Origin of the sequence: Mesorhizobium sp. L103C119B0 (genome assembly GCF_000502235.1) — a bacterium.
Classification (GTDB): domain Bacteria; phylum Pseudomonadota; class Alphaproteobacteria; order Rhizobiales; family Rhizobiaceae; genus Mesorhizobium.
Genome location: NZ_AYXE01000003.1, coordinates 501,433 through 519,021, shown reverse-complemented (window position 1 = coordinate 519,021; position 17,589 = coordinate 501,433). Strand labels below are relative to the sequence as shown.

Below are 17,589 nucleotides of genomic sequence, written 5' to 3'. Positions count from 1 at the left end.
CTACGGTGATTGCCGTCGTTCGGGCAGGAAGTCACGAAGCCCGGATCGCACAAAGGCCATAGGGCTGCACAGACGCTTCGGCGTATCTCTGTTCCGGACACCCGCGCGGGCAGCCGATACTTCGCGGGCTGTGTCCGTCATTTGAAGGATGCATCAGTTTCGGAGGCGCCCCAGGGTGTGCTCACAATCTGCGGAGCATCCATGGAACAAGCCCGAATGGCGAGCGCCTCGGCGCCTGCAGTGCGCCGTCGCTCGGAGAGATCGACGCCTGTCGAGCGCAGCCAACGCGAAACCCTCACCCAGGTCCAGGTCCTGCGCGCCCTCGCGGCTAGTTCGGTCGCGCTGCGACACGCCCAGCATGATGCGGCCACCCTGGAATTACAGGCCGGCCGCACCTTTCAGAGCTGGAATCCGATACCATGGAGCGCTGGAGTCGATATTTTCTTCGTGATTTCCGGCCTTATCATGGTGCATACGTCGCGACAGCTGTTCGCAAAGCCCGGGGGCGCGCGTCTCTTCATTTCCCGCCGGATCGCGCGAATTGTCCCGCTATATTGGGCGCTCACCTCGCTCTACATTGCGGTGGCGGTGGCCGCCCCAAATCTTCTCAACCAGAGCTACGTCGATTTCAGGTTTGTAGTCGAATCCTACTTATTCGTTCCGGCCAGTCGCCCTGACGGCGTCGTTCAGCCGGTCTACGAGTTGGGTTGGACGCTCAATTATGAGATGCTGTTTTACGTGCTGTTCACGGCGACGATCGTGCTGCCCATGCGGTGGGCAGTTACGGTCCTGCTCACGATCCTGGTTGGGATGGTGCTCTTGGGCGCTCTTGCGGCTCCTTTGCCAGAGCCTTGGGGTTTCTGGACCAATCCGATCATCCTCGAATTCGCTTTCGGCGCGATGATCGGGGTCATGTGCGCCTCGGGCCTGCGGCCTTCCGGCCCAATCAGGGCCTGTGTCGCCGCAACGGGACTGGGTGCCCTGATGCTTGCGGCGGCGTTTCCCGATATCTCGGCCGGCCTTGGTCGCCCTGTCGTGTATGGCATTCCGGCGTCTCTAATTGTTTGGAGTGCTGCCCTGGCAGAGCCGGGTAAACTGAGGCATGACAGCCTGGCGGCGAGGTGGGCCGCTGGCGTTGGCGATGCGTCATACGCTCTTTACCTCATGCATCCATTCGTGATCCGCGCCATGCGCATAATTTTCTGGCGTACAGGCTTGATCTTTGTGCTCGGCCCGTGGGCTTTCATCGGTTCGGCCTTGGCGATAACCCTGGGCGTGGCATTTATCACCCACCGTCTGTTCGAGAAGCCGCTCACCCGCTATGCGCGGCGCCTTTTGGGGGTCGGGCACAGCACAGGGCGGCAGCTTGGGTCCCTTCCATTGCCGGCGTATCCCAAGACAGATTGAAGGCGAGCCGCGACCCTGCCACACCAAGGAAATGCCGCTGTTGTGCTCACTATGCCGTTGCCGTAAGGCCGGCTGGTCGCACCTGTCCGACGGGGCATGCATGGAATTCCCGATACCATTCCACGAAACGTTGCACGCCGTCCTCCAGTGTTGTCGCCGGTGCGAAGCCAACGGCGCGGCGGAGGTCCCTGACATCGGCGCGGGTTTCCAGGACGTCACCTGGTGGTAAAGGTACGTTGACGCGAAGGGCGCGGCGGCCAAGGGCCGTCTCGATGAGCGCGATCAGATGGTTGATTTCTTCAGGCCGATCATTGCCGATATTGTAGAGCCGATACGGCGCCGAGCTGGTGGCAGGATCGGCAGCGCGACCGTCCCAATCGGGATCCTGACACGGTGGTTTGGCGAGCACGCGAACAACCCCCTCTACGATGTCGTCGATATAGGTGAAATCCCGCCATACGCGCCCGGCATTGGCGATTTCGATCGTTCGGCCCTCGGCGATGGCATGGGTGAAAGTATAGACAGCCATGTCGGGCCTGCCCCAGGGACCATAGACGGTGAAGAAGCGCAGTCCGGTTGCGGGCAAGCCGAACAGATGGCTGTAGGAATGCGCCATGCACTCGTTGGCGGCCTTGGTGGCGGCGTAGAAGCTCACCGGATGATTGGCACCATGATGCTCGGAAAAGGGTATGCGTCGATTGGCACCATATACGGAGCTCGACGAGGCATAAACGAGATGGCTGACGCCGGCGTGTCGGCAGCCCTCCAGAACGTTGAGAAACGCGACTATGTTTGACTCCACATAGGCATGCGGGTCCACGAGCGAATGACGTACCCCGGCCTGGGCGGCCAGATGCACGAAGTGCGATGGCTGGAATTCGCAGAACAGCGCTTTCACCAGCGACCGGTCCGCCAGGTCGAAGCGCATCGGCGTGAACCTCGGCTCGGCGCAGAGCCGTGTAAATCGCGCCTCCTTCAGCTTCAGGTCGTAGTAAGGCGTGAAGTTGTCGACGCCGATGACCTCGGCGCCGAGCCGCAAAAGGCGTAACGCAACATGAAATCCGATGAACCCAGCGGCGCCCGTGACGATGATCGGCCCCGTGTGCGTAAGGGTCGACGCAGCACCATCCTGCAGCCCGTGAACGATATCCGCCAGCTTGTTGACCTTCGAATCTGCTTCGGCCATGGCAAGTCACTCCCGTTTCCAGGTTCCGCGTTCCGCGCTATCTCGGCAGCGCTTGAACGATCGGAAATGGCGCGCCGGCCTTGTGATCTACGCGACAGCGCGCTCAATGCGGGCCGCCGCTGTCTGAATCAAAGCGGATGCAGACAGCAGTCGATTTCTCATGGCAAAACCGAAATGCGCCCCAAAAGAGCCACTAGTTCCGCCTGACGCCTCGTGTCGGTCTTGGCGAACAGCGAGGCGAGCTGAGAGCGAATAGTCGTGCGACTGAGATGCCAGCTACGGGCGATCTCCAAGGGCGCGTCGCCATGGGCCAGGCGTAGCGCCAACTGCGTTTCCGCGCTGGTCAAACCGAACATCCTTTGCAACGTGCGAGGGTTGGCCGCCGATTTGTTATCCCGGTCCAGCAATGCGACGACGGTTGTCCCGTCCGGTGTAACGACGCCCGTCTCGTTCATGGTCACCGGCCTGTCGCCTCTGCTGTGGATCACTACCCATGAGAGTGAGCCCGGCTGGAGGTGGACCGGAACATTCGCGACCAGCCGCCTCAACCCGGCAGCAAGCTCGACGGCTGTATCAGTTGCTTCGCCCTGGCGTGCGAGGGTGTCCCGAGCGGCAGCGTTCCATTCTATTACTTTCTTGTCTCGGTCCAGGACGAGATAGCCGCAACCCATACGATCAAGCATGCCGGTGATGGATTCCAGGCTGCGTCGTCGAGATCCGCCGACCCTTGCGTCCGGCCGGTCCACAAGGCTTATCGGCCTTTCGTGGCGGGTATCGTTCAATACAATGTATTGCCTGCCTGCAAGCGCATCGTTTCGCGTTTCAATCAGTGTCATCGCTTCCACCCAACCCATTGCTACTGACGCAAATCAAATCTGATGAAGTTGCTGCTTCAACTTGAATTTCCACATACTGCGAGAAATCTGCGAATGGTTTTTCCGCAGCGTCTCTTGGATATATCTTTCTGAAGAGCGCTCCTGACACCATGATTTTATTCGCCGGCAAAGTCATGGCAATCGGGCATTGGGATTAGGTGCCACCCCTTCGGCCTAGTCTCGACGGACTAGACCGAAAGTTGTAGTCTTTGCGCATGGGTTCGGACCTGCGCTGGCTCAAATCGAATGTGTCGAGCACTACGTGGGCTCATCTAGCTTCGCTTTTGGTGTTTGCAGCATCGATAGCATTCGAGGCGATAAGTACGGTATATGGCGGCCAGCCGTTGCCGCTTGTTGCGTTTATCCCCATAACCGTTGTCATCGTGTATCTTGAGGGCCGTTTTGTTGCCATCGCAGCAACGCTTCTGATGGCGGTCGCCGGCTTGTGGATGCGACACCTGTTGGACGGTCACCTCACTGGTGGAGACTGGACCGGGGCCGTCTTCCTTCTGGGTTCGGGTAGCCTGATCGCAGCTGTGTTCCACCGCCTGCGACAAGATCTGCATGGTGCGCTCAGGGTGGCAGAAGCGAGGCTCGGTGCCATCGACGCTGCCGCCTTGGGCTTTGCTAATACCAATCGCCATGGCGAACTGCTGCAGTCGAATAGACGGCTTTTGGAGATGACCGGCTACGCGCACAAGGAACTTGCCCAACTCAAGCTGGAGGAACTCATTGTCCCCGACGATCGAGGTACTGTGCGGAAACTTTTGGAAGATTTGGGCAATGGGACCGCGTCTGCTACGGATATCCGCGTTTTGCGCAAGGATGGCACGGCATTCTGGGCTCACCTGGCCCTGTCTTCGTCGCGGCCGGAAGAGGCGCCAAATGAGAGCGTATTCGCGGTGATTGACGATATTTCCGAGCGACAAGCGGCACGCGAGGCCCTCCGGGCTCAGAAGGAATGGCTCGATCTCGCCGTATCTGCCGGGCGCCTGGGCACATGGCAAATAGACATTGAGGATGGGACAGTCGCCGGCTCCGGCAAGTTCTGGGACATCCTTGGTCTGCCTCCGGCCCCAGTCCGCCGCTTGGAAGAACTCTCGGCCGTAATCCATCCCGTCGACTGGCCGAAGTTGTCCGCCTCGGCAAAGCCTTCATCGGCATTGAACTTTGACGTCGAGATTCGCGTCCGGCAAGTGGATGGTCACACACGCTGGATTGCATTGCGTGGACGGCAGGAAGAGCACGGCGACCGCAAAATGCGCATCGGGGTGGCGGCGGATCTGACCGAACGTCGACAAACAACTTTGCTTCGCGCCGCCGTAAAGAGACGCGAGCGCATAATGCGCGAAGAGCGCCATCGGTTCAGCAATGTGTTTCCAGTGATTAGAGCTCTGGTCAACATGATCGATATTCCCGACAATGATGTTGCCAAATACAAGGAGATGTTGATCGATTGGATTCGAACACTGGAGGCGACCCATCGCATCCTTTCTCGTCATGCCAACCTGTCAGGGATGCTCCATGAACTCGTGGACCGGGAATTGCAGCCCTTCAAGGAGACACGCGACATTACGATCAGTGGACCTTCCCTCACTGTGCCAAGCGGCGCCGCCGAGGGCTTGGCGATGATCCTTCACGAGTTGACGACAAACTCGGTGAAACATGGTGCGCTGGGTGACCCGAATGGCAAGGTCGAAGTTAAGTGGCGATTTGCATCCGAGGACGAAGGTGACGACCTCGTGTTCGATTGGGTGGAATCGGGCCGACGGAAGAGTTCAAAAGTCGTACGCCGCGGGTTCGGGTCACTGATAATCGGTGTGGACAGCACGCCGCTTGTCGGGCATTCCCCGAATATGGAAATAACCGAAGATGGCCTTCGATATTCGCTGCGTGTATCGCGCAAAGAAATTGAGGAATTTGGATTGCAATAGAGCCCCTCCAAGTCGAAGCCGAATTGGCCAATTAACCGATGGTGTGGGCCCTTTGCTGCGATTTCCTGCAAGCAAACTCGGGCCGGTTCGAGGGGCATACGTCAACTCGCCTGTCTCGTCAGCCAGCTTTGGAGCAACACAGCTGCTTCGGTACGGTTTCTAACCCCAAGCTCACGCAGCACGGCTGCGGCATGGATTTTCGTTGTCGCCTCGGCAATGTCCAGATTACGGGCAATCTCCTTATTCGAGTACCCCTCTGCCATCAGCTTGAGGACGTCCTTCTGTCTAGACGTCAGCCTAGCGACGTCGCCCGAGCCCTCGTGCCGGCGGCTGGGATTTTGAACCGGAGGTGGGGGGGCATGCGATCTCTGGTCGGCAGACGTTCGAGATAGCAGAGATGGCACATAGATCCGGCCAGCGAGGATTTCGTTTACAGCCAGCACGACTTCTTCGTCGCTCTGCGATTTGACGATATACCCGTGAAGTCCGATCGAAAGCGCGGTCAGTATCTCCGAGCGGGAATCATCCCCGGAAACGATCGCAAAGCGAGTGTCAGGATAGGCAGCCATAAAGTCGCTGAGCACTTCCTGATGGAACAGCCCAGGCATGTTCAGATCGAGGATCGCAAGATCGATGGAAGCCTGCTCCTCTAGAAGATTGACCGCGGCATCGAAACACGAAGCTTCGAATATTTCGGCGCTTGGAATTCCAGCCATGAGAGCCAGCCGGAGACCACGCCGATATAAGCCGTGATCGTCGGCAATGACGATCCGAGCCATGCAACTACCCCAACGCGTTACTCGGTTCCCGACGAGAAAACCCGCTGGAACCTCCCATTCGCCTATGATCGACAATCCGTGGTGGTCCTAAAATGGCGGCCATCCACTGGTCAACGCATCACAGTGATGTCCGCAGCGTCCCATCCACGCACATCCAGAACGTCTAATATAATACTAAATTGCGAAGCTCATCCATAGATTTTTAACCCTGGCGTGCGGTGCCCGTCCGCAAAACGATGCCGGTTTCCCATTTCTGGGTCCAAAGCCAGCTGTTCAGGACCATCGTAATCATGTGACATCTGTTATGTCGCCACCCGCTGTCGCCGGACCTGTAGGCCGGTCCGGCCCTGGCGGATCGCAGCTTTCTTGAAAGCAACTGCTTTCGTTTTATCGGCGTCATGATCAGTGCCCAATCGCGCTTCTATCGGCTGTTGATCTCGTGGCCATCTAATACCTTGAACGTTTTGAATCCCTACCATTCGAATGCACGACGACAGCCGCCCCGGCTGTCACATACCTTTTCGCATATGATGTTCGGATTGCCGCCGAGGTTTGGCCGGATTTGAGGGTGTGCCCTGGCCGGACAATGGAACACCGATCCCGAACAAAGCCAACTGCAGATCAGGAGGATCGAATGAAAGCGGTGATTCAATGTGGTGGGATGGGTACGCGCCTTCGACCGTTTACATCGGTCCTGCCGAAACCATTAATGCCGATAGGGGCCAGGCCTGTTCTTGAGTTGCTTTTGAAGTGGCTGCGGCGCAACGGCATTGAAGAGGTATATATTACGACAGGGTATCTAGGACATTTGATCCGGAGCGTCTGCGGCGACGGATCGCAATGGAACTTGAAGATCAAATATACCCAGGAAATGGAGCCACTCGGCACCGTCGGACCTCTCTCTCTGATTAGGGATGAACTGAACGAAACATTTGTCGTTCTGAACGGCGATGTCCTCACAGATCTAAGCCTGAGCCGGTTTGTAGCCGCGCACCGCTTGCATAGGGATCCCGTTACGATCGCCACGGCGTGCCGTCATATCAAGATGGACTTCGGGGTCATCGACGAGATCGACAATACCGTCCAGCTCTTCCGGGAAAAGCCGACGCTTTCCCATCTCGTCAGCATGGGTATTTACTGCATGAACCCAGATGTCCTGCGGTTCATTCCGTCCGGGATCCCATTTGGGTTCGATGACCTGATGCTGCAGATGATGCAGGGCGGCACGACCGTGCATGTTTACAAGCATGACGGTCTTTGGCTCGACATCGGTCGTGTCGATGACTTCCAGAATGCACAGGCAATTGCCTGGGAAGATCAGTCGTCCTCAATCGAGGTCGCGGCTGCCGCTGCAGCCGCATGAAAGTCTGATGCAGAGGTCTAGCCACTAACAAGGCTTTCAGGAGGTCAAGATGCTCTTGGTGAGCGCCCCGATCCTAGGCGTGCCAGAGAAGGCAGCCCTGTCGCAGGTGATTGATAGCGGCTGGCTTACGATGGGGGACAGGGTACGAGAGTTCGAACAGGCCTTTGCCAGCATGCATGGCGCGCGAGATTGCGTCGCGGTTGGTTCCTGCACCGCAGCGCTCCATCTTCTCCTCCATGCTTTGGGCATCGGCCCTGGCGACGAAGTACTGGTTCCTTCGCTGACGTTCGTGGCGACGGCGAATGCGGTGCTGTATGTAGGGGCGACGCCGGTCTTCGTCGACATCGAGTCCGTCGACGTGCCGTTGATCTCGGTTGCGGAAGCCGAAGCGCGGTGCACGACGCGCACGAAAGCGGTCATTCTCGTTCACTTCGCCGGGTATCTCGCCGATCGGGAACAATGGCAGCGGTTCGCCCGGCTTCGCGGGCTGCATATCATCGAGGACGCTGCGCACGCGCCCGGGCTTAGGGAAGTCGGGACCTTCGGCGCCGCGGCCGCGTTCAGCTTCTATGGCAACAAGAACATGACAACGGCCGAAGGGGGCGCCGTGATTGCACGTGACCCCGATCTGCTCGACAGGGTTCGCCTGGCCCGCGGGCACGGAATGACCACGGGGACGCATCAGCGGCTGAACAGTCGTACGCCGCAATATGATGTCACGATGCTCGGGTTCAACTACCGAATGGACGAGATGCGAGCGGCAATAGGGCTGGTTCAGTTGCAGAACCTGCAAGAGTGGAACGAAATCAGGCGTATCATAGCTGTCTTGTACCGACGCCTGATCGCGGACCGTTGCCCAGCCATTGTCATTCCATTTAGCGAACCCCGGACGTCGGCTTACCACATCATGCCGATCGTCCTGCCGCGCTACGCGAGCCGGCAGGATGTCATCGACGAGCTGCGGACACAGGGCATACAGACCACCATCCACTACCCGCCGGTGCACCAAATGACGTTCTACCGCGAGCGCTTTCCCGGCGTGAGTTTGCCCCGAACAGAGGATTTCGCTGAGCGAGAGCTCACAATTCCGCTGCACCCCCAGATCACTTCCGCCGCCGCCGAATCAGTCGTGGCTGCCCTGGCAGCCGCGCTCAAAACAGGCGCGCTCAAAGCAGGCGCCCAAAGAGGAACTGCTGCATGAATGCGTTAGACCCTGCCTTTCACCGGATGTTCGTTCCCAATCCTGATCACGGCTTTGCGAGACGCGCAATCGATCTTGCGGTGGCGGGCATCGCTACCGTCGCATTGGCGCCATTGATGCTGCTGATCGCCGGAGCGCTTCTGCTCGAGGGCGGTGGCTCGATCTTGTTCGCTCAGACCCGCATCGGGGCCGGCGGCCGAACCTTCCGCATGTACAAATTTCGCAAATTCGGTGTGAACTGCGGCTCTCAAGGCCTTGCGCTGACGGTCGTGGGCGATACACGCATGACCACCGTTGGCCGCTTTCTCGCAGCGACGAAGCTGGACGAACTACCGCAGCTGTGGAATGTCCTCAAAGGCGAAATGGCGATCGTCGGCCCACGGCCCGAGAGCCTGGCTTTCGCCGATTGTTTCCGGGGCGAGCTTAGGGCCGTGCTGCAATACAAGCCAGGCCTGCTGGGACCAGCCCAGGTCGTTTTTCGGCACGAAGCGCATTACTTCCCCCAATCCGTAGATCCGATCGTGTTCTACCGGGAGGTCATGTTCCCCGCCAAGGCAACACTGGACCTCTCATATTATCCGCGACGCACCATCGTCTCCGACCTCGCGTGGATGGTGCGGGGAGTGCTGGCAGTGGTCGGTTGGGTTCCGGTACCGCCGATCGACGTTTGAATATCCAAGGGAAGCGTTCCAAACAGCCAAAGGAATGCGCAGTGATGAGCTACAATGGAAAGAAAGTCCTGGTGACCGGCGCGGACGGATTCATCGGTTCGCATGTCACGGAGGCGCTTGTTCGCAACGGGGCAGATGTCACAGCCCTTGCCCTTTACAATTCCTTCGACAGCCATGGATGGCTAGACGATCTGCCGGACACCATCCGCAGCCAGTTGAGGCTCGTCCGTGGTGACGTCCGCGACAGTGCGTTCCTTAACCGGATCATGCGCGGCCAAGCCGCGGTTTTTCATCTGGCGGCGCTTATTGCGATTCCATACTCCTACGCCGCTGCCCAGTCCTATGTGGAAACCAACATCTTAGGCACGGTGAATGTCCTCGAAGCGGCGCGCCTGTGGGAGACGGAGCGGGTGATCCATACCTCGACGAGCGAGGTCTATGGAACTGCCCAAACCATGCCGATCGGCGAAACACACCCCCTGCAGGGACAGTCACCGTATTCGGCGTCCAAAATCGGCGCTGACATGATGGCGGAGTCCTACGCCAGGTCGTTCGATGTCCCTGTGGTCATCATGCGACCCTTCAACACGTATGGCCCGCGCCAGAGTGAACGCGCCATCGTGCCGACCATTATCCGGCAGGTCCTCGACCCGAAATGTCCTGCAATCATGATCGGGGATACCAGCCCGATCCGCGACCTGACCTATGTCGAAGATACCGCGACAGCGTTCCTGACCGCAGGTCTCGCCCAGCTCGAGTTCGGCCACGCCTACAACGCTGGCAGCCAACGCGCTGCGACCGTCTCGGACGTATTGGCCATTGTTCTTGAGTTGACCGATTGCAAAAAGCCGGTCCGTCGTGATGAAAGGCGCCTGAGGCCGCAAAATTCCGAAGTTCGCGCCTTGCTCGCCGACTCCTCGCGCTTTGAACGCGAGACTGGATGGCGGACACAGACCAGCCTGCGCGATGGGCTGGAGCGAACAATCACGTGGTGGCGCGAGCGCCTTAGTGAAGGCCGGGTACGGCGCGAAGTGGGTTACATGACATGACCCTGGGCGGCCGTCATGCGTTGGCGCTGTTGCTGGCTGCCGGTGCCATATCTCCCAACATCTACGTTGCCGGTGGCCGTCAAAGCAAGGCAGCGGAGGCGGCGGCCACTGCGGTCCTGAACAACCTGCCGGGCTATGTGCGCGAAACAAGGGATCCTTGGTCTGGCATGGTTTTCGCACGGATCACCAGACCGGGCGTTCTCGGCCGGGCGGGTGTATGCGGGAAGAAGTACTGCACCCACCGTTACTCAAGCGCACAGGCTTGGAATGCCGACCAGAGCCTGCTCCTGATCGCCAATGGCTGCGGTGGCCTGTGCTTTCTCGACGGACAAACCTACTTGCCTTTGTTCCACCGCAACCGCGCGACCGAATGCGAATGGCATCCCACCGATCCCGAGTTGATGATCTGCGTCGGGGGCCGGCAGATTGCGACATGGGCCCCACGTACCGATCATGAGGACGTCGTGTTCGCCTCCGGAGCGTACTCCAACCTCAAATTTGGACCCAACAAAGGCAATCCGAGCCGCGACGGCAGCCGGATTGCGGTGCGTGCAACGAACAATGACGGCAGAGCGGTGGTCTTTGGCTACGATCTAAAGCTACGGCAGAAATTCCCCGATATCGATCTTGCCGAATTCCCGGGAACAACCGGCTCCTGCTCGATCTCACCACTCGGAATCAACATAGTGTGTTCCCAGCAATTACCGGACGGAATCGAAGCGAGTTTCGTCTTCTCCATCGACGGCATATTGCGCCAGAAGTGGATGGAGCACCATCGACCGGGCCATGGCGACATGACGGTCGATTCCGACGGAAGCGAAATCTATGTCGGGATCAGCAAATCGGATCCTGACAAATATCAGGTGATCAAGCGCCGCTTGGCTGATGGCAAGGCTACCTCGCTGATGAAATATGGCGAGGCCATGCATGCGTCACTCAGGTCGCTCGGCAGGCCCGGCTGGGTGTTTCTGAGTTATGGCGGCACGCCAGCCGAACTATCGCAGCACCCGGATTGGGCGCCTTACGCTCAGCAAGTCATTGCGCTGCGTCTAGACGGCAGTCGAGAGGTCCGCCGTGTCGCAGACACGCACAACGCGCCCTTCGACTACTGGAGCGAGACGCATGCCTCTCCGTCTCCAGACGGCTCCCAGGTGGTCTGGTCCAGCAACTGGGGCGTGCCCGGTGGCCCGGTATACGATTTCGTTACTCGTGTTGAATGGCCTTTGAAGCCGGTGTTCGACCGGAAGGAGATTGTCGCAAATGATCTTCAGTAGACGATACGTTCTTGGCGCAGTCGTGATGATGTCGCTAACCTCGATGGCTTGCGCAGGCGAGGTCGAGCCCTATCAACTCTCACCTGGCGATACGGTCGAGATAGGAATAGCGCCTATCCCTGATCGGACGCAGCGCGCCATAGTCCAGATGGATGGCAATATCGCCCTTCCGGAGGCGGGGATGATCATGGTCGCAGGCCTGACGGCGTCTCAATTGCAAAGGCGAATGCAAGAGCTCTTGCCAAGCAAGATTTTTCACGTGCGTCTGACTGACGGGCGGGAGCAGACAGTTACTGTCGAGCCCGACGATGTCACAGCAATCATAGCGGACTATCGCCCGATCTATGTAACGGGCGATGTGCTCACCCCAGGACAACAGGCCTACCGTCCGCTCATGACTGTACGGCAGGCGCTGGCCGTTTCCGGCGGCTTCAGTTTTTTGCGATCACGGGCGGGCCAGGCCGGGCCTGATCCGGTCGATCTCAAGCGCGATTACGAAATGCTCTGGGGAGATTACACGAAAGAATACCTTCACGCTGCCCGCATTCGCGCCGAGCTTCAGGGCCAGGCGGATTTCGACAAGAAGACACCACAGGGATCACCTCTTTCGCCGAGCGTTGTAGCCGCGATGGCTCAGGCTGAAGCAGAGGCGCTAAAGGTTGCGCTGAGTGATTTCCGGCAAGAGCAGGATTTTCTGGAGAAGGGCCGGACGGACGCTGCCGAGCAAATTGGCGTTTTGCAGAAACGCGAACGAGTCGAGGGCGAGAGCGTGAAGGCGGATGAGCAAGATTTGGCGCGAGTGACGAAGGCATTCGATGCAGGCAATCTGACCAACACCCGGCTCGCGGATGTCAGGCGCGCGTTGCTTCTGTCTTCAAGCGGCGCGCTTCAAACCTCGGTCGAGCTGATGAGGGCGCGACGCCAGCAGGAGGACTTTGTCAGACAGCACGAACGCAACGACAATCAAAGAAGGATTGGCTTGCTGACGGATCTGAAGGACACCAACGCTCGGCTAGCGGATGTCACCGCCAGGCTCCATGCCGCCAGCGAGAAGCTGCAGCCGACCGGAGCATCCACACAGCCATTGCCGATTGCCGGCGAAACGGTACGGGCCCAGGTGACCATCGTGCGCAAGATCGGCAATGAATGGCGCAAGCTGTTGGTTGACGAAGATGCGATTGTGCTGCCGGGGGATACTCTCGAAGCCAGATTCAGCAGTGAACTGCAAAGTGTGGCAGTCCAATAGGGCGTCAGCGCAGTCCGTGCGGAGCTTACTGTTCTATCGGGGGGGCGAACCCAACTGAACGGAGATCCAAGGTGAGGCGCATTTTCAACCAGGGAGCGACCCTGACACCCTCAACGAACGCGGATCAGATGACGCAGTCTGCAAGTTATGCTTCCCATATGCCGTCAGCGCGAATTGTGCGGTCCAGGTCGCGCGCCGGTGAGTCCGGAAATTGGCAGGAATTTACGTCCAGCAAGGAGAGCAATGCGCAGGGCGGCTGGGTGTCGGACGGCTATAGGACCAGCCATTGCGCGCCCGGCTACGGCCTACATTACAACAAAACGCACAGTTCCGGCTATTATGGCGCGCTTTGGGAGAACATCGAAAAGCCCCTGATCCTCAACGTTCTTCGCCCCTTGAGCGGAGCGAGCCGAAACTGCCTCGATTTCGCATGCGGAACAGGTCGCATCGCCGAGGTAGCCGCCGGCCTCTTCAGCGAGGTGGTTGGCGCCGACGTTTCCAGAACTATGCTCGACAGCGCTCAAGTACCGCCCAATGTGAGTTTGCGTCACGTCGACGTGACAAGGGAGAATTTGGGTATGACGTTCGATGTGGTAACCGCATTTCGTTTTTTCCTGAACGCAGAGGATGAACTGAAATGGCATGCACTGAAAGCGATCAATGAGCACCTGAAAGATGGCGGGCGGCTTGTGTGCAACGTTCACATGAATGCGACGTCGCCCGTCGGCCTGGCGTGCCGGCTGCTCAATCGAGTGTCTGGACGCACAATTCGCCACACGCTGAGCGCGGCGAGGTTCAAGGCCCTCCTGACTGCCTCGGGATTCACCGTCGAGCAGACGATACCGTACGGTTACCTGCCTCGGCCGGGAAACCTGTTGCCAGGGTTCTGTGAAATGATGATGCAGCCTGTCGAGAAGGCCTGCAGAAGGCTTTGCGTTCCTGGCCAGCTGGCGCAACACTTCCTGGTTGTTGCGAGGAAGCGCTAAAGCGCGAAAATGTCCCGAAAAAGGGCAGGGGGTGGTTTTCTTGGGCCGCTCCGCCCGGCATGAAGCCCCGCCCAAATACCATGGAACGGCAGTTTTCCCCCGATTTGACATGTGGGTTCCGGGTTTCTGAGGGCAGCGCCACGATTTTGCTACATTTTGACTAAAGTCCAAGCATGTTAGTGGGGCGTAATATTAGAAGGCTAAGGGGATACGCTCCTGAACAGCAAGAGATTGTCGGTGCCCAGTGGGGCCAGTGAGCTTGCGCAACGATCTCTCACGGGAGGTCGAAGCCTATGAACCCTGGTGGAAGGAGTTCGTCGGATCTGCGAGGCGCAATGCTTGGGACCGTGCCTGGCCTGGTAGGCGTCGGCATCTTCTCGGCAGTCATAAACCTTCTCGCCCTGACCGGCTCGGTCTATATGCTGCAAATTTACGATCGCGTTTTACCTTCGCAGAGCGTTCCGACGCTTGTCGGGTTCACCATCGGAATGCTGGGTCTTTACGCTGTCTACGGGCTGCTGGATTTCGTGCGGCTGCGCCTGCTGGTTCGAGTGGGCAATCGTGTCCATAGGAATTTGAAGCAGAGGGTGTTCGGCCTCTCGCTGTCCTTGCCGCTCATTGGCGGGCAGGATGCGAACCGGATACAGCCCCTCCGTGATCTCGATCAGTTACGCGGCTTCCTTTCCGGAATGGGGCCGACTGTTATATTCGACGCTCCGTGGATTCCATTTTACCTGCTGATCATCTATTTCCTGCATCCTGCGCTCGGTCTGTTGTCCACAAGCGGTGCGATCATTGTCGTGCTGCTCACGGTCATGGCGGAAGTTCTTGGCCGCACATCGGTGACACGCGCGTCCGAGACGCTGGTGTCGCAACGCAATCTCGCCGAATCCGGACGCCGCAACGCGGAAGTCGTACGCGCGATGGGCCTTTCCGCACGGCTTGCCCACCGCTGGGGCGAGATCAATAACGCATATCTGCGGCACCAAGAGAGGCTTTCCGACGTCGTCGGCGCCACCGGGGCACTCTCTAGGGCACTGCGTTTGGCCTTGCAGTCCTGCGTTCTTGGACTGGGTGCCTACCTGGTGATAGGAGGCGAAGCCTCGCCAGGTGTGATCATCGCATCCTCCATCTTGCTGGGTCGCTCATTGGCTCCTGTTGACGCCGCTATCGCGAACTGGCGAGGCTTCGCCGCGTTCCGGCAAAGCTATTCGCAACTGGCAACGGCGCTGGCCGCTTTTCCTGACCGGGACGAACATATGGAACTTCCGCGCCCCCAAGCGGAGCTTGCGGTCGAGGACCTGACCATAGCGCCACCGGGCCAGCAAAAACCGACGGTAGCCAATGTCAACTTCCGCCTGGCTGCAGGGACGGGAATGGCCGTTGTCGGCCCGAGCGGCTCTGGCAAAAGCACGCTTGTGCGCGCGCTGGTGGGCGTCTGGCAGCCACTTCGCGGCACGGTGAGGCTGGACGACGCCTCGCTTGACCAATGGGACCAAGAACACCTTGGAGCACATATTGGCTACCTGCCCCAGGACGTCGAACTGTTTGATGGAACGGTTGCCGATAACATTTCGCGATTTGGCGGGAAGGGCGACGCCAAGGGCGTGCTGGCAGCTGCCAAGGCAGCGGGCGTCGACAAAATGATAATGCGATTGCCGAACGGTTTTCAAACACGCATGGGCGAGGGAGGAACAGCCTTGTCGGCTGGACAGCGGCAACTCGTAGGGCTTGCAAGGGCACTTTACGGCGATCCGTTTCTTGTCGTTCTGGACGAGCCGAATTCAAATCTGGACGTCGATGGCGATACCGCCTTGGCCGGCGCGATCCTGGCAGTGCGCAGACGTGGAGGCATCGTCATCGTAGTTGCGCACCGTCCTTCTGCCCTTACCAACATCGACAGGGTACTCGTAATGTCCAATGGGATGCTTCACGCCTTCGGCTCACGCGAGGAGGTCCTGGCCAACGTCATCCGCCCCTTTGCTGCGCCGGTTGAACGCCCGGCAGCGGCCGTCGCGATGCACAAAGGGGTGAGCGGTCACGCATGAGGAATATTTTTTTGTCTGAGGCGACGATGGCTCCATCGGCCCCGATCGGCAATGGGAGCCGGCGCAACGCGATGATTTCGGGCACGCGCGATGGAATCAGGGCCAACCTGATCCTGGGGGCGGCGGTCACGGTTACGTTAATTGCCGGCGGCGGGCTCTGGCTCGGTCTGACCAAGATTGCTGGCGCGGTAATTGCGCCTGCGACCGTGGTGGTCGAGAGCAACATAAAGAAGGTCCAGCATCTGACGGGCGGCACGATAGGGGGCATCTTCGCGCAAGATGGGGATCATGTACGGGCCGGCGATGTGATGGCACGGTTGGACGACACACTGACACGGGCCAATCTGCAGATAATTAGCAAGGATCTTGATCGGGCAACGGTTCGGCTTGTGCGGCTGGAGGCAGAGCGGCAAGGCCTGTCGGAGATGCAGCTTCCGTTCAGCCTTCAAGCGCGAATGGGCGAGCCGGAGCTGGCTGCGCTGGTGAACGGCGAGCGCACGCTGTTCGACAGCCGCGCTACGGCCCTCAACGGGCAGAAGGCACAGTTGCAAAGCCGCTCAAAGCAACTCGAACGCCAAGTTGAGGGACTCAAGGCGCAACAGACCGCGGAAGAACAATCCGTGGTCCTGCTGGATGGCGATCTTGTCGATGTACAGGCGCTTTTTACAAAGAAGCTGGTGTCCAAAGAGCGACTTAGCAACATCAGACTGGATGCCACCCGGGCGCACGGAGAATCAGGGCGCCTCGCGGCGGCGGTTGCCGAGGCGCAGGCCAGGATCAGCGAGACCGAACTGCAGATACTTCAGCTCGATGAACAAAGGCGTAGTGACGTAACGAGCGAACTTCGTGAAACGGAAGCCAAGCAGACCGAACTCAGCGAGCGCAAGGTTGTGGCGCAGGACGAACTGGCCAAAACCACCATCCGCGCTCCGCAATCGGGAACGGTACAGGAATCTTCCATTCACACGATCGGCGGCGTGATTGCCGCGGGCGAAGTTCTGATGATGATCGTCCCTGACACCGGCAACCTTGTGGTCGACGCGCTGATTGCGCCGTCGCGCATAGATGACGTTCGTCCAGGTCAGCGGGTCTCGATCCGGTTTCCGGCTTTCGACGCCGGTACCACGCCTGCCTGCCAAGGGTCTGTCAAGCGCATCTCGGCGGACCTGATAAAAGATCAACAGCGCCAGCTTTCTTATTTCTCGGCGCGCATCAATGTCGAAGACAAGTCCACATGTCTGACCGATGCCAAAGTGCTCAAACCCGGTATGCCAGCGGAGGTTCACATAAGTACGGACGAACACAGCGTCTGGTCTTATCTGCTGAAGCCACTTACCGACCAGATGTCGAGGGCTTTCCGGCAATGACATGGCGGCTGTGGGCGGTCGACCGCGGGCACACTGCAGGCGTGCTTGCTGACATACTGGCTGGTAGGCGACGTGATGCCGGACAGGGGTGACGCCGGCGGACGACGCGCGAGCTCGTCTGGGACATTGTCCCGGCTACAAGGCCCCAACAGGATTTTCCTGGCCGCCTCACCAAGTCCTGCTCCGACAACAGCGTTAGCGTC

At 59.1% G+C, this 17,589-nt stretch carries 14 protein-coding genes; 11 read left to right on the top strand and 3 right to left on the bottom strand.

The annotated features are described in order from the left end of the window. Positions 1 to 201: 201 nt before the first annotated feature. The gene (locus tag X728_RS159265; RefSeq protein ID WP_050589855.1) at positions 202 to 1,407 is read left to right on the top strand and encodes an acyltransferase; all 1,206 of its coding nucleotides are present in this window, start codon (positions 202 to 204) and stop codon (positions 1,405 to 1,407) included. A 49-nt stretch (positions 1,408 to 1,456) separates the two neighbouring features. Here X728_RS159265 and X728_RS159270 read toward each other — a convergent pair whose 3' ends face one another. Continuing rightward, complete coding sequence (locus X728_RS159270) at positions 1,457 to 2,593, bottom strand: NAD-dependent epimerase/dehydratase family protein (protein ID WP_023737042.1); 1,137 nt, start codon at positions 2,591 to 2,593, stop codon at positions 1,457 to 1,459. A 158-nt stretch (positions 2,594 to 2,751) separates the two neighbouring features. Continuing rightward, the gene (locus X728_RS159275; protein ID WP_023689781.1) at positions 2,752 to 3,429 is read right to left on the bottom strand and encodes a helix-turn-helix transcriptional regulator; all 678 of its coding nucleotides are present in this window, start codon (positions 3,427 to 3,429) and stop codon (positions 2,752 to 2,754) included. 254 nt (positions 3,430 to 3,683) lie between these two features. Between X728_RS159275 and X728_RS159280 the strand changes: the two genes are divergently transcribed. Continuing rightward, positions 3,684 to 5,402 carry a PAS domain S-box protein gene (locus tag X728_RS159280; protein WP_023824741.1) on the top strand — a complete coding sequence of 573 codons (1,719 nt, stop codon included), beginning with the start codon at positions 3,684 to 3,686 and terminating at the stop codon, positions 5,400 to 5,402. A 101-nt stretch (positions 5,403 to 5,503) separates the two neighbouring features. On the opposite strand, the gene X728_RS159285 is transcribed toward X728_RS159280, so the two are convergent. Beyond that, on the bottom strand, positions 5,504 to 6,181 hold the full coding sequence (locus tag X728_RS159285; RefSeq protein ID WP_023670902.1) for a response regulator transcription factor: 678 nt from the start codon (positions 6,179 to 6,181) through the stop codon (positions 5,504 to 5,506). Positions 6,182 to 6,815: 634 nt separating this feature from the next. Here X728_RS159285 and X728_RS159290 point away from each other — a divergent pair. The 9 genes from X728_RS159290 (at position 6,816) to X728_RS159330 (ending at position 17,386) form a co-directional block, all read left to right on the top strand. Next, entirely contained in the window at positions 6,816 to 7,544 is a 729-nt protein-coding gene (locus X728_RS159290) for an NDP-sugar synthase (protein ID WP_023681041.1), read from the top strand. A gap of 49 nt (positions 7,545 to 7,593) precedes the next feature. Continuing rightward, on the top strand, positions 7,594 to 8,745 hold the full coding sequence (locus X728_RS159295) for a DegT/DnrJ/EryC1/StrS family aminotransferase (RefSeq protein WP_023670904.1): 1,152 nt from the start codon (positions 7,594 to 7,596) through the stop codon (positions 8,743 to 8,745). After that, positions 8,742 to 9,416 carry a sugar transferase gene (locus X728_RS159300; protein WP_023681043.1) on the top strand — a complete coding sequence of 225 codons (675 nt, stop codon included), beginning with the start codon at positions 8,742 to 8,744 and terminating at the stop codon, positions 9,414 to 9,416. The genes X728_RS159295 and X728_RS159300 overlap by 4 nt, the downstream gene beginning before the upstream one ends. A 44-nt stretch (positions 9,417 to 9,460) precedes the next feature. Continuing rightward, positions 9,461 to 10,465, top strand: coding sequence for an SDR family NAD(P)-dependent oxidoreductase (locus tag X728_RS159305; protein ID WP_023711226.1), 1,005 nt, complete (start codon positions 9,461 to 9,463; stop codon positions 10,463 to 10,465). After that, a complete protein-coding gene (locus X728_RS159310; protein ID WP_023741171.1) occupies positions 10,462 to 11,739 on the top strand; it encodes a hypothetical protein in 1,278 nt (425 codons plus the stop codon). Before X728_RS159305 ends, X728_RS159310 begins: the two co-directional genes overlap by 4 nt. Then, on the top strand, positions 11,726 to 12,985 hold the full coding sequence (locus tag X728_RS159315) for a polysaccharide biosynthesis/export family protein (RefSeq protein ID WP_023681046.1): 1,260 nt from the start codon (positions 11,726 to 11,728) through the stop codon (positions 12,983 to 12,985). The genes X728_RS159310 and X728_RS159315 overlap by 14 nt, the downstream gene beginning before the upstream one ends. Positions 12,986 to 13,056: 71 nt before the next feature. After that, a complete protein-coding gene (locus X728_RS159320) occupies positions 13,057 to 13,971 on the top strand; it encodes a class I SAM-dependent methyltransferase (RefSeq protein ID WP_245266077.1) in 915 nt (304 codons plus the stop codon). Between the two features lie 335 nt (positions 13,972 to 14,306). Beyond that, a complete protein-coding gene (locus tag X728_RS159325; RefSeq protein WP_023737037.1) occupies positions 14,307 to 16,019 on the top strand; it encodes a type I secretion system permease/ATPase in 1,713 nt (570 codons plus the stop codon). Positions 16,020 to 16,090: 71 nt separating this feature from the next. Continuing rightward, positions 16,091 to 17,386, top strand: coding sequence for an HlyD family type I secretion periplasmic adaptor subunit (locus tag X728_RS159330; RefSeq protein ID WP_348528062.1), 1,296 nt, complete (start codon positions 16,091 to 16,093; stop codon positions 17,384 to 17,386). Positions 17,387 to 17,589: the final 203 nt, after the last annotated feature.

What these genes read in the sequence shown, in the direction of transcription:
- X728_RS159285 (WP_023670902.1), bottom strand. Translation starts at nt 6,181, where the DNA reads ATGGCTCGGATCGTCATTGCCGACGATCACGGCTTATATCGGCGTGGT.
- X728_RS159275 (WP_023689781.1), bottom strand. Translation starts at nt 3,429, where the DNA reads ATGACACTGATTGAAACGCGAAACGATGCGCTTGCAGGCAGGCAATAC.
- X728_RS159305 (WP_023711226.1), top strand. Translation starts at nt 9,461, where the DNA reads ATGAGCTACAATGGAAAGAAAGTCCTGGTGACCGGCGCGGACGGATTC.
- X728_RS159315 (WP_023681046.1), top strand. Translation starts at nt 11,726, where the DNA reads ATGATCTTCAGTAGACGATACGTTCTTGGCGCAGTCGTGATGATGTCG.
- X728_RS159280 (WP_023824741.1), top strand. Translation starts at nt 3,684, where the DNA reads ATGGGTTCGGACCTGCGCTGGCTCAAATCGAATGTGTCGAGCACTACG.
- X728_RS159290 (WP_023681041.1), top strand. Translation starts at nt 6,816, where the DNA reads ATGAAAGCGGTGATTCAATGTGGTGGGATGGGTACGCGCCTTCGACCG.
- X728_RS159295 (WP_023670904.1), top strand. Translation starts at nt 7,594, where the DNA reads ATGCTCTTGGTGAGCGCCCCGATCCTAGGCGTGCCAGAGAAGGCAGCC.
- X728_RS159325 (WP_023737037.1), top strand. Translation starts at nt 14,307, where the DNA reads ATGCTTGGGACCGTGCCTGGCCTGGTAGGCGTCGGCATCTTCTCGGCA.
- X728_RS159310 (WP_023741171.1), top strand. Translation starts at nt 10,462, where the DNA reads ATGACCCTGGGCGGCCGTCATGCGTTGGCGCTGTTGCTGGCTGCCGGT.
- X728_RS159270 (WP_023737042.1), bottom strand. Translation starts at nt 2,593, where the DNA reads ATGGCCGAAGCAGATTCGAAGGTCAACAAGCTGGCGGATATCGTTCAC.
- X728_RS159330 (WP_348528062.1), top strand. Translation starts at nt 16,091, where the DNA reads ATGATTTCGGGCACGCGCGATGGAATCAGGGCCAACCTGATCCTGGGG.
- X728_RS159265 (WP_050589855.1), top strand. Translation starts at nt 202, where the DNA reads ATGGAACAAGCCCGAATGGCGAGCGCCTCGGCGCCTGCAGTGCGCCGT.
- X728_RS159300 (WP_023681043.1), top strand. Translation starts at nt 8,742, where the DNA reads ATGAATGCGTTAGACCCTGCCTTTCACCGGATGTTCGTTCCCAATCCT.